Here is an 11,964-nt window from a genome sequence, read left to right as displayed (position 1 = left end):
TTGGGCGGTGAAAATAAATAGAATTTCAAGGAGGGTATCTCATGAGCTTTAATCATCAAGAAATTGAGAAGAAGTGGCAAGGGTACTGGGAAGAGAATAAAACATTCCGTACGCCAGATGAGACAGAAAAACCAAAATTTTATGCACTAGATATGTTCCCATATCCATCAGGTGCAGGCTTACACGTAGGACATCCAGAAGGTTATACAGCGACAGATATTTTATCTCGTATGAAGCGTATGCAAGGATATAACGTTCTTCATCCAATGGGATGGGATGCATTTGGTCTTCCAGCAGAGCAATATGCACTTGATACTGGAAACAGCCCAGCTGAATTTACAGAGCATAATATTAATACGTTCCGTAACCAAATTAAATCATTAGGTTTCTCTTACGATTGGGACCGTGAAGTAAATACAACAGATCCAAACTACTATAAGTGGACGCAATGGATCTTCCTAAAACTATTTGAAAAAGGCTTAGCTTACGTTGATGAAGTACCTGTAAACTGGTGCCCAGCACTTGGTACAGTACTTGCAAACGAAGAAATCATTGACGGTAAGAGTGAGCGTGGTGGACATCCAGTTGAGCGTCGTCCGATGAGACAGTGGATGTTAAAAATTACAGCTTACGGAGATCGTCTATTAGAAGATCTAGATGAGCTTGATTGGCCTGAAAGCTTAAAAGATATGCAACGTAACTGGATCGGTCGTTCTGAAGGTGCAGAAGTACACTTCAACATCGATGGTACAGACGAGAAATTCACAGTTTTCACAACACGCCCTGATACATTATTTGGTGCAACATACTGTGTACTAGCTCCAGAACATGCACTTGTTGCAGAAATTACAACAGCAGAACAAAAAGAAGCGGTAGAAGCTTACATTAACGCTGTAAAAATGAAGAGTGATCTAGAGCGTACAGAACTTGCGAAAGAAAAAACTGGTGTATTCACTGGTGCTTACGCAGTTAACCCAGTAAACGGTGAGAAATTACCAATCTGGATTGCTGACTATGTTCTTGCAACTTACGGAACAGGTGCTGTAATGGCAGTTCCAGCTCACGATGAGCGTGACTATGAATTCGCATCAGTATTTAATCTTCCAATGAAGGAAGTTGTAAAAGGCGGAGATATTACGAAAGAAGTGTACACAGGTGATGGTGCACACGTAAACTCAGCATTCCTTGATGGTTTAAATAAAGAAGAAGCAATCGCAAAAATGATTGAATGGCTTGAAGTAACGAGCGCAGGAAATCAAAAAGTAACGTACCGTCTACGTGACTGGTTATTCAGCCGTCAACGTTACTGGGGTGAGCCAATTCCAGTAATTCACTGGGAAGATGGTACAATGACAGCTGTGAAAGAAGAGGAATTACCATTAGTTCTTCCGAAAACAGAAAACATCCGTCCTTCAGGTACAGGTGAATCACCACTTGCTAACATTGACGAGTGGGTAAATGTTGTTGATCCTGAGACTGGTAAAAAAGGTCGTCGTGAAACAAATACAATGCCGCAATGGGCTGGTAGCTGTTGGTATTACCTACGTTACATCGATCCAAACAATAGCGAAGCACTTGTAGATCCTGAAAAAGTAAAACAATGGCTTCCAGTTGATATTTATATCGGAGGAGCAGAGCACGCTGTACTTCACTTACTATATGCTCGTTTCTGGCATAAAGTATTATACGATATCGGTGTAGTTCCAACGAAAGAACCGTTCCAACAATTATTCAACCAAGGTATGATTCTAGGTGAAAACAACGAGAAAATGAGTAAATCAAAAGGTAACGTTGTAAACCCTGATGATATCGTAGCAAGCCACGGTGCAGATACACTTCGTCTATACGAAATGTTCATGGGACCATTAGATGCTTCAATCGCTTGGTCTGAAAATGGTCTTGACGGAGCTCGTCGTTTCCTAGACCGCGTATGGCGTCTATTCGTTCAAGATAACGGTGAATTAAGTGAGAAAATTACTGACGCACCAAATAAAGAGCTTGAAAAAGCTTACCATCAAACAGTGAAGAAAGTAACAGAAGACTATGCAGAGCTTCGCTTCAACACAGCGATTTCTCAAATGATGGTATTCATCAATGATGCATACAAAGCTGAAACACTTCCAAGAGAATATGTAGAAGGTTTCGTAAAAATGATTGCACCAGTTGCACCTCATATCGGGGAAGAGCTATGGAGCAAACTTGGATACAATGAAACAATCACATATGCAAGCTGGCCAACATTTGATGAGTCTAAACTTGTAGAAGATGAAGTTGAAATCGTTGTTCAAGTTATGGGTAAAGTTCGCGCAAAACTAACAATGAGTAAAGACGCATCAAAAGAAGAAATGGAACAACTTGCACTTGAAGCAATTCAAGACCAAATTGAAGGGAAAACAGTTCGTAAAGTAATTGTTGTTCCTGGAAAACTTGTTAACGTTGTTGCAAACTAAATCATTTGAAAAAGCTCAGAGCGTTTATGTTCTGAGCTTTTTTGTATAGAAAATAATCTCAGGGTCACCTTCATCTAAGTTTTCAACTATTCCGCTACGTATAAAACCATTCGAGTTAAATACTTTCTGCATACTTTCATTCGATTCGTTCGTTGAAGAAAATATTTTTTGAGTAGGAGAATGACTTAACATATATGAGATTAACGAGCTTGCATAGCCTTGCCTTCTTTTAGTTGGTGAAACAATGATTAATGAGAGGAAAGTACAACCAAAGAAATTTGTATCGTATGTTAGAAAGCCAGAGATAGAATTTTCTTCTGTTACAATGATGCATCTGCCTTCATGGATAGTGTGCTTAATATAATTTCGTCTACTATCGTTTCCAATTACGTCAATATCTATATGGACGATTGAATCTAAATCATTGATAGAAGCCTTTGTTACATTCTTCAATATAAATACCTCCTAGAAAAAATATTCAGTTAATTAATTTTATCATGAATGAAGAAAAAGAAGCGGAATTCTAGTGCAGACAAACACCTATTCTTCTATAGGAAATATGATAAAAAAGGTAGGCTAAATTGAGTAGAAGAGGTGAAAGGAATGAAAGGGATGGACAATAATGCACCACATGGTTTCTTCGGGAGTGGATCGGATAGTTATGAACAAATGATGTTAATGGGAGGAGGACAACAAGGATACGGTGGAATTCCGAACTGGATGGGCGGAACACCTGGAGGGTTTTCTACATCAGTAGCGGGTGTACAAACTGGAATTCCAACATTAACAGGAGGATTTCCATCATCGGTAGCCGGAGTGCAAACTGGAATCCCAACATTTGTTGGCGGAGCGGCGGGAGGAGTACCAGTAGGCGTACCAACTGCATTTCCATCTTTCGTTGGAGGAGTACAGACAGGATTTCCTGTACCGGGAGTAGGTGTTGTAGCAGGAGGAGTAGGTGGATATCCGCAAGTAGTTCACGGCTACCATGGTCATCATCACCACCATCAAGGTCAACATGGCCATCATGGACATCACCACCATCAAGGTCAACACGGCCATCATGGACATCACCACCATCAAGGTCAACACGGCCATCATGGTCATCACCACCATCAAGGTCAACACGGCCATCATGGTCATCACCATCATCAAGGTCAACATGGTCATCAGGGGCAACAAGTACATCACCACGGTCACCACCACATTCATCCGCAAGCTGTTCTTTATCAAACTCACCAAGGCCAACATGGTCACCATGGACATCACCACCAAGGCCAACATCATGGACACCAAGGTCACCACCATCACCAAGGTCATCAAGGCCAACACGGTCATCATGGGCACCAAGGCCACCAAGGCCAACATCATGGACACCAAGGTCAACATCATGGACACCAAGGCCAACAGCACCAACAGCACCAACAGCACCAACAGCACCAACAGCACCAACAATATCAGCAATATCAACAACAACAACAATCTTCTCCTTGGACAGGTGGAATTGGAGCAGGAGGAGCAGGGGCAGCAGCAGGAGCAGCTAGTATTAGTGGAGCAGCAGGACACGCAGGGCACGTGGGTCATTAATGATTGGCAGAAAAAAAGCCATAATAAAAAACTGCTAGGAAATCCTAGCAGTTTTTTTCAGCTTCTTGACGCTGACGTTCAATTTCAGCACGAAGTTGTGGTTCCGGTGCTTGCCAGCCTTCTGGCTTTAGAATCTTACCGTCGCCTTCACGGAATCGAGGCTTCCCATCAGGGAATAGTTTTGCCATGTTGGCGTTGTTTACAATTTCGAATCCTTTATCTGGACGTACGCCCATTTCTGCAAACGTTCCGAATGCAAAGTAAATAAGGTCAATCAGTGCATCGTATTGATCTTCAACAGTCGTTGCCTCTAGAAATTCTTCTAGTTCTTCCTGCATAAAACTTGCACGGATTTTTGCACGCTCTTCTGTTAATTTTGTTGGAGTATTTGTCACAGGATGTCCGAATACTTCATGCATTTTCGCAACAAGTTCGTATCCTTTATCTAAACCTTTTTCGTTTGTCATGTTGTTTCATCCTTTCTTACGTTATGCCGAAGTTTATTGTAACATAAGGTGATTATGAAATGAAAAGAACATCTTATCGAAATAAGATGTTCGCTCGTTATTCTTCTTTTTTTATTAAAAGCGATGAAATAAGATCGATGCCAAAAATACCGACGAGTAACATTGGTATAACGACAAGTAAGTAACGTGTGAAGGAAACATTTTTTAAGTATGTATGAGCAAATAAAAAGACGCCGAGAAATAAAATACCATTTAAAATAGGCTTTACTAATTTTTTAGACATAAGCTCCCCCATAAATATCTTCTCTCTCTATTTGATAATAAAAAACTCCTCTCTCCGTTGTATCATGCTGGAGAGAGGAGTTCAATCATTTCTCATTCAATAACACCAGAATTTGTAATATTTACGGTGTATTTTATATGAACCGGAACATCTTTATACATTTGTCTCCATTCTTCTAATTTGAATGGGCGATAATGTTGTTTATACTTTGCACCTAGCCCGAGAGGATCGACGCCTAAAGATTTAAGTTGCTTAATTAACTTAGCAGCTTGTTTATCTAATTGTTTTTGGACATCTTTTTCAATATTTTTTGTATTCTTTTTATTTTCTAAGTTAATTTGTTTCGATAGTTCTTGAATACGTGCATCAAGACGAACGTGAATGAAAAAAGAAGGCTTCCCATTTTTAATTTTTATATCGTAAGTTGGAACAGAACGAATATTATTAATCATTACGTACGCAGAATCTGTTTTAAATTCATGTGAATCTAATTTATGTTTTTCTAATAGTCCTTTAAATATGAACATATCTTTTTCCGCAATTTTACCGATATATTTATCTTTTTTAAAAAGGCCAATTCCAGTGATTTTTATTTTATCACCATGCTTTTTTAGAATTGGAATGTAGTAGTCTTGCCCTTCTTGATAATAACGGAATGCTCCTACATGCAGATTATCCGTTGGTAAAGGACCAGTTTCCATGTTATGTTCTAGCAATTTTTTTATATAAATTGCAACGTTGTATGAAGTCGAATATTTGCCTTTTAAAAGTTCAGTACCATTCCCCTCTAATAAACCAACACATAAAGCGTTCCCTATATTCACATCTCGGAGTAATGTATCGAATGAAGTAGACATTCCTTTTTTTGCAAGTCTTATCGTATATAGAGCGACACGCATTTGTCCGCTAGCAAATGGTTGAGAAGACTCTAAAGATGTGTTTGCTTTTACTTGTTTTACCGCATTTGCGCTTCCTTCAAAAACTTGAACTTTATTTCCTTTTTTCTGAATGGGACAAACGAATGTTACTTTTACTTTATTATCTTTTGCTGCATCAAAAACTGTTCCTTGAATCAGCTGTACATCGTCGATAATATTTTTTTGTAAACATCCAGTTAGACTGAAGAATGTTATACAAGAAATAAGTATTAATTTGCTTGTGCTTTTGATTTTTTCCATTTTCTTTTCACCCACACAATAATAAATAGGATTGGGATGTATACATAAATGAGCCAAAAACTAACCTTTGATACATTGCTAATAAAGTTATTAATATCTTGTCTGTTTGTTAAAAGTTGTGAAACAATGAGAGTGATAAAGATAAAAGCGATTAAAACACCCCTTTGTTTTACACGGAATATTTCATGAGTTGCTCTCATTGACGCCCATAAAGGGAGGATAAAACTTGAAATAATAACGAGTGCGTAGCCTGAAATTGCAATATATTCGAGTCTTTCTATAAATGGTAATTGAATGACTTGGGTCATAGAAAGTTGTGCCCATATCGTTTTTAACAATTGTTTTTCACTAAAAAATGCAAAGGCTAAAAGGGTGCTAAATAAATATAGAAGATTTGAAAATAGTGCTCCAAGCTGAGCGTATTTATGAGATTGCATAGGCTTTTTCACAAATGGATATACCATGAGGTAAATCTCAAAACCGGTCATACTGTAGATTGACAGTTGAGCGGATTTTAAAATGTCTGAAAAAGAATGTGTGAATATAGGTAGTAAATTATCCCAATGTGAATATTTCAAAACGAATAAGCTTAGAAATAAATATCCTAATGTACCACCAACAGAGATGACACAAATGCCAGTAATGACACGAAATCCAGAAGAGATAATGTAATAGCTAACTAAGCACAAAAAGAGTGTTAACATAAAGGTGGAAGCGGTAGGAAACATCCATACTTGAATGATTTCAACATATGTTCGGATGACTGAAATACTAACGATTAAAAAATAAGCCATAAAGATGATGCTAATGCCATTTCCTAGCCATTTTCCAAATGTTTGCCGATGTAAATCAACTAAATTCCCATTTGTTTCTTTTAATAAGACATACATCATCCATATAAGAATATGGATGAAAATTCCTGTGATTATAACTCCTATCCATCCGTCGTATCCAGCGGCCTTTGCGATGATTCGAGCGAAGCCGAGAACGCCAGCACCAAACTGTGCACCGTGAATTAAGAAGAAAACAAAGACAGGAGATATTTGATATTTTTCTTGAACTTTACTCATCAATGCACCTCATTTCTTAATCATCAAAATCCGATCTATGTTTTGTTGAAATTCCTTTCGCTGCTTTTTTTACATGTTGTGGCCTTGCTTGTACATCTCTTGTATCAATCATTGTTAAAGGAAAACGGATCCAAGAATCTTTAACAGATTGTTGTCTTGTTGGATAAAACAAAGCGTACGGCTTGCGTAAAGAAGTAAGTCTAAATAGATGGGTGAATAAAAAGATAAATCCAAGTGAAATACCGAAAAGTCCTCCTATTTCTGCAAATATGAGAAACGGGAAACGTAGTAATCGAACCGCATTACCCATTTTATAAATAGGTGTAATAAAGGAAGCGAGTGCTGATAAGGCAACGATAATTAATAAAATATTACTCGTTAAACCTGCTTGTACAGATGCTTGCCCGATTACGATACCCCCTACGATACCGAGCGTTTGACCAACTTTCATCGGTAACCTCGCGCCAGCTTCTCTCAGTAAGTCGATCGCAAGTTCTAAAAAGAGAGCTTCAATTAAAGGCGGGAACGGTACTTGTGCTCTTGATAAAATTAAAGTTTCAAGTAAATCACTCGGAATAAGTTCATAATGATAATTTAAAACTGCAACGTATAACGGTGTAGCGCAAATTGAAAATAGAACGGCAATTAATCTTAAAATCCTTGAAAATGTAGCGTACATCCAGGAGACGTTATAGTCTTCTGGTGAAATGAAAAAATCGAAATAGGATACAGGTGTTAGTAAAACACTCGGAGAACCATCAACAAAAATAGCAATTTTCCCATCAATTAGTGCTTTTGTAACTCTATCAGTACGTTCTGTATTGATATAGAGAGGGAAAATCGATTTTTCACCCATTAATTCTTGTAAATAAGCACTATCATTAATTTGATCATATTCAAGAGCGCGTAATGACTCTTCTAGAAAATCTACATTATCTTTTTCAGCAAGGTTGTCTAAGTACATCATGACAACTTTTGTTTTGGAAAACTCGCCGATAATCATTTCTTTTGTTTGTAAATCTAAAACAGGAAGACGTTTTCGAACTAAATTAATGTTTGTATCAATATCCTCTACGAAACCTTCTTGCGGACCAATAACAGTTGATTCGTTTAAAGGAGGGGTTGGTGCACGATAATTATCAATTGCAATGTTTGCAAGCATACATTTTTGATCTTGCTGATTCAATTGAATGATCGCATGTCCCTTTAAAACCATGTCTTCAATTTTTTGCAAGTCGTTCGTAATTGTAATGCCACTCATCGGAATATGTTCTTTTAGTTCTTCTAGCGAAGTACAAGGTCTCTCTAAAAGAGTAGGCATTAAATATTTTTGTAATTTCTCCCCATCAAGTGAAGGGCGATAGTAAGAAATCCAATAAGGCATCGTTTCATCGTCAGATGTATGGTAATTAATAAAATCACTAGACTTTTTAAGTTTCTCTATTAAATCTTGTAGAGAATGAATACGGTCTTTTTCTGGTTTTGTAAAGTCATAAATACTATTACCTCCAGAGCTTTGTTGCTTACTTTGAGAAGGTTCATCTTGCTTAGCGTTTTGTTGTTTATCTTGAGACGAATCACCTTGTTTAGCACTTTGTTGTTTATCTTGAGATGAATCATCTTGTTTAGCACTTTGTTGCCTATCTTGAGACGAATCATCCTGTTTAGCGCTTTGTTGCTTATCCTGAAACGAATCATCTTGTTTAGCGCTTTGTTGCCTATCTTGAGACGAATCATCTTGTTTAGCACTTTGTTGCCTATCTTGAGATGAATCATTCTGTTTAGCGCTTTGTTGTTTATCCTGAGAAGATTCATCTCGTTTAGATTTTTGTTGTTTATCTTGAGAAGAATCATCTTGTTTAGCACTTTGTTGTTTATCTTGAGATGAATCATCTTGTTTAGCACTTTGTTGCCTATCTTGAAATGAATCATTCTGTTTAGCGCTTTGTTGTTTATCCTGAGAAGATTCATCTTGCTTAGAACTTTGTTGCTTATCCTGAGAAGAATCATCTTGTTTAGCGCTTTGTTGTTTATCCTGAGAAGAATCTTTTTGCTCGTTATTTTTACCTTTATTATGTTTTATACTTCTAGTCTGTTCTTTGTTATCATCCTCTTCATTGTTAGAATGTTGCTCCTGGTTATCTCTTTCGTTTGCTTCTGGTTTATTTAATTTTTTTTTCTTACGTAACCAATTCCAAATCATATGTATGCCCTCTTTAATCTTGTAATATAGTGCTATTTTGTGGCTAATTTTGTATATTATTCATTTATTTATGAAAAGAAGAAGGAGATTAGTTGCATGGAAAAAAATCTTTAGTAAGCAGTTCATACTATAATGGGGAGAGGGAGAGTCTGTGCAAATTGTAAAAAAAGAGAAGTTTGTTTTAAAAGAGTTTACGTTTGAAAATGGCAGGGAAATTCCTGTTCAAATGGGATACGAGACATATGGTACGTTAAATAGAGAAAGGTCAAATGTGATTTTGGTTTGTCATTATTTTAGTGCAACAAGTCATGCGGCGGGAAAATATACAGTGCATGATGAGAAGTCTGGTTGGTGGGATGGGCTCATTGGACCTGGGAAAGCAATTGATACAAATAAGTATTTTGTTATATGTACGGATAATCTTTGTAATGTGCAGGTGAGGAATCCATATGTGATTACAACAGGACCGAAATCAATTAATCCAGAAACTGGAGAAGAATATGCTATGGATTTTCCGATTTTTACATTTCTTGATGTAGCTCGTATGCAATATGAGTTAATAAAAGGTATGGGAATTTCAAGGTTACACGCTGTAATTGGACCGTCGGCGGGGGGAATGATTGCACAACAATGGGCGGTTCACTATCCACATATGGTAGAGCGGATGATTGGTGTTATTACGAACCCACAAAATCCAATTATTACGTCAGTAAACGTAGCGCAAAATGCGATTGAAGCAATTCAACTGGATCCAAGTTGGAAAGATGGAAAATATGGAGAACAGCAACCGATAAAGGGGCTTCATTTAGCAAATAGAATGATGTTTATGAACGCGTTTGATGAGCATTTTTATGAAATGGCATTTCCTCGTAATAGTATAGAGGTAGAACCTTATGAAAAGTTTTCTACACTAACATCATTTGAAAAAGAGATAAATAAAGCGACATATACAAGTATAGAGCTAGTAGATGCAAATTCATGGATGTATACTGCGGAGGCAGTTTTATTGCATGATATTGCACATGGGTTTTCTTCACTAGAAGAATCTCTTTCTAACATAGAAGCGAATGTGCTTATGATTCCGTGTAAACAAGATTTGCTTCAGCCGTCTCGTTATAATTATAAAATGGTAGATATTTTGCAAAAACAAGGGAAATATGCGGAAGTATATGAGATAGAAAGTATAAATGGGCATATGGCAGGAGCACTTGATATTTATTTATTTGAAAAAAAAGTTTATGAATTTTTGAATCGGAAAGTATCTAGTTTTGTGTAGAAGAAAAATGATGGGGAAAAGGTGCAATGTTTGTAGTAGGCACCTTTTTTCACATGATTTGTAGACGGAAAATATATGTAGCTATTGCTATACCAAAGAACGCTATGCTAAGCAATAGAAATAAGAATGACATTTCTTGTGAGGATTTTATTTTTTTATTATTTTTCATACTGAGAGTAATAATTGCAGCGATTAAGAAAATGATGCCCATAATGAAAAGGGAAAGTGTCATTTTCATTGGCTCCTTTCATAAAACAAGTATATTGAGGATACAATGCAAGAGTTATGTTTGTAAAGAATAAGTTTTGCGGGAAAATTGAGAAATAGTTTTTCGATTCTTTGCGTTCTTTCTTTTGCATGCTAAAATTGGTAGAGAATGTTTGTGAAAAAGAAACTAAAGGTTTTATTGTATATAAGGAGGAACTACATATGACAGAAGTTAAAACAATTACTACAGAAGAAGTGCAAGAGCGTTTAGAAAATGGAGAAACGTTATTTTTAGTGGACGTAAGAGAAGATGAAGAAGTAGCGGCAGGGAAAATTCCAGAAGCTGTACATATTAAAATGGGTGATATCCCACATAAAGTAGATTTCTTTAATAAAGAGAATGAATATATCTTTATTTGTCGTTCAGGAATGCGCAGTGAAAATGTATGTCATTATTTAAATGAGCAAGGATTTAAAACAGTGAACATGGTCGGCGGTATGCTTCAATATGAAGGTGAAACGAAATAGTAAATAGTTAAAAACTTGAAACGAGTATGTTTCAAGTTTTTTTTCTTTTGCATACAGTATATAAAAGGAGGATGGAGAAGATGGGAATTAACATGCGTAAAGTAAAAATTATAAATAATACAGGAGCTGTTAATGTTGGCGATTGTTATGATCTCTCACCTTTTGCTGTATCAAAAGCGTATGCGGGTGCTGGAGGGGCGAGTGCGGCTATTTTTTTAAATGGGAAAAGGCAGCCAGAAGCGGTAATTAGAACATCAGTATTTCTTCCACCATTAGCAACAAGTACACGTACGTTAGGTTCGTAAAGGAAAGGTAGTGTGTAAGTATGCCGGCACATATAAAAGAGTTTGTTATCGTTAATAATACAGGAAATATATTTACGGGCGATAATTTAAGAGACACTTCATTTACTGCTTCGAAATCGTATAGTGGTTCAATGGGGTGTACTTGGATTGATGTTGTTACTGTAATAGGGACGGAGACAAAGCTTTGTTTACAGCCAGGAGATTCTGTCACAACAACGTATACGAGAGGTACTCCTGCTGGTACTGTAACAGGAACGAATACTGGGCAAGGTGCAAATGTGTCGAGTACTATGCAGGCGGTGCCAAATACAGATAATATGGATTCAGTTGCTGGACTCCCTTAAGGAATTAAGGGAGTTTTTATTATTTAAAATAAAAATAGTCTTGGAAATTATTTTTGTAAATAGATT

At 36.9% G+C, this 11,964-nt stretch carries 13 protein-coding genes; 6 read left to right on the top strand and 7 right to left on the bottom strand.

Translation table 11 applies throughout. The annotated features are described in order from the left end of the window. Positions 1 to 41: 41 nt before the first annotated feature. A complete protein-coding gene (gene leuS / locus ACS2CR_RS01205; protein WP_000009466.1) occupies positions 42 to 2,450 on the top strand; it encodes a leucine--tRNA ligase in 2,409 nt (802 codons plus the stop codon). A gap of 24 nt (positions 2,451 to 2,474) precedes the next feature. On the opposite strand, the gene ACS2CR_RS01200 is transcribed toward leuS, so the two are convergent. Further along, the gene (locus ACS2CR_RS01200; RefSeq protein WP_153602471.1) at positions 2,475 to 2,903 is read right to left on the bottom strand and encodes a GNAT family N-acetyltransferase; all 429 of its coding nucleotides are present in this window, start codon (positions 2,901 to 2,903) and stop codon (positions 2,475 to 2,477) included. Between the two features lie 150 nt (positions 2,904 to 3,053). On the opposite strand from ACS2CR_RS01200, the gene ACS2CR_RS01195 reads away from it, so the two are divergent. After that, a complete protein-coding gene (locus ACS2CR_RS01195) occupies positions 3,054 to 4,037 on the top strand; it encodes a hypothetical protein (protein WP_153602472.1) in 984 nt (327 codons plus the stop codon). Between the two features lie 44 nt (positions 4,038 to 4,081). Here the strand turns inward: ACS2CR_RS01195 and ACS2CR_RS01190 are convergent, their stop codons facing one another. The 5 genes from ACS2CR_RS01190 to ACS2CR_RS01170 form a co-directional block, all read right to left on the bottom strand. Beyond that, the gene (locus tag ACS2CR_RS01190) at positions 4,082 to 4,504 is read right to left on the bottom strand and encodes a hypothetical protein (RefSeq protein ID WP_000180554.1); all 423 of its coding nucleotides are present in this window, start codon (positions 4,502 to 4,504) and stop codon (positions 4,082 to 4,084) included. 97 nt (positions 4,505 to 4,601) lie between these two features. Then, entirely contained in the window at positions 4,602 to 4,787 is a 186-nt protein-coding gene (locus ACS2CR_RS01185; RefSeq protein WP_000038781.1) for a hypothetical protein, read from the bottom strand. Positions 4,788 to 4,879: 92 nt separating this feature from the next. Further along, the gene (gerHC, locus tag ACS2CR_RS01180) at positions 4,880 to 5,965 is read right to left on the bottom strand and encodes a spore germination protein GerHC (protein ID WP_153602473.1); all 1,086 of its coding nucleotides are present in this window, start codon (positions 5,963 to 5,965) and stop codon (positions 4,880 to 4,882) included. After that, the gene (locus ACS2CR_RS01175; protein ID WP_053514562.1) at positions 5,935 to 7,035 is read right to left on the bottom strand and encodes a spore germination protein; all 1,101 of its coding nucleotides are present in this window, start codon (positions 7,033 to 7,035) and stop codon (positions 5,935 to 5,937) included. The genes gerHC and ACS2CR_RS01175 overlap by 31 nt, the downstream gene beginning before the upstream one ends. Positions 7,036 to 7,051: 16 nt before the next feature. Then, complete coding sequence (locus ACS2CR_RS01170; RefSeq protein WP_074643206.1) at positions 7,052 to 9,238, bottom strand: spore germination protein; 2,187 nt, start codon at positions 9,236 to 9,238, stop codon at positions 7,052 to 7,054. Between the two features lie 151 nt (positions 9,239 to 9,389). On the opposite strand from ACS2CR_RS01170, the gene ACS2CR_RS01165 reads away from it, so the two are divergent. Further along, complete coding sequence (locus ACS2CR_RS01165; RefSeq protein ID WP_053514561.1) at positions 9,390 to 10,514, top strand: alpha/beta fold hydrolase; 1,125 nt, start codon at positions 9,390 to 9,392, stop codon at positions 10,512 to 10,514. A gap of 49 nt (positions 10,515 to 10,563) precedes the next feature. On the opposite strand, the gene ACS2CR_RS01160 is transcribed toward ACS2CR_RS01165, so the two are convergent. Then, positions 10,564 to 10,746: a hypothetical protein gene (locus ACS2CR_RS01160; protein WP_002101457.1), complete on the bottom strand. Its 183-nt coding sequence runs from the start codon at positions 10,744 to 10,746 to the stop codon at positions 10,564 to 10,566. Positions 10,747 to 10,943: 197 nt separating this feature from the next. On the opposite strand from ACS2CR_RS01160, the gene ACS2CR_RS01155 reads away from it, so the two are divergent. The 3 genes from ACS2CR_RS01155 to ACS2CR_RS01145 all read left to right on the top strand — a co-directional run bounded on the left by ACS2CR_RS01155 (position 10,944) and on the right by ACS2CR_RS01145 (position 11,898). Then, the gene (locus tag ACS2CR_RS01155) at positions 10,944 to 11,249 is read left to right on the top strand and encodes a rhodanese-like domain-containing protein (RefSeq protein ID WP_000141207.1); all 306 of its coding nucleotides are present in this window, start codon (positions 10,944 to 10,946) and stop codon (positions 11,247 to 11,249) included. 80 nt (positions 11,250 to 11,329) lie between these two features. Continuing rightward, complete coding sequence (locus ACS2CR_RS01150) at positions 11,330 to 11,554, top strand: spore germination protein (protein WP_000512596.1); 225 nt, start codon at positions 11,330 to 11,332, stop codon at positions 11,552 to 11,554. 20 nt (positions 11,555 to 11,574) lie between these two features. Further along, entirely contained in the window at positions 11,575 to 11,898 is a 324-nt protein-coding gene (locus ACS2CR_RS01145; RefSeq protein WP_016110812.1) for a hypothetical protein, read from the top strand. Positions 11,899 to 11,964: the final 66 nt, after the last annotated feature.

This window comes from Bacillus cereus group sp. BceL291, assembly GCF_051776705.1.
GTDB classification, from domain to species: Bacteria; Bacillota; Bacilli; order Bacillales; family Bacillaceae_G; genus Bacillus_A; species Bacillus_A cereus.
This window is presented reverse-complemented; position numbering and strand designations above follow the sequence as displayed.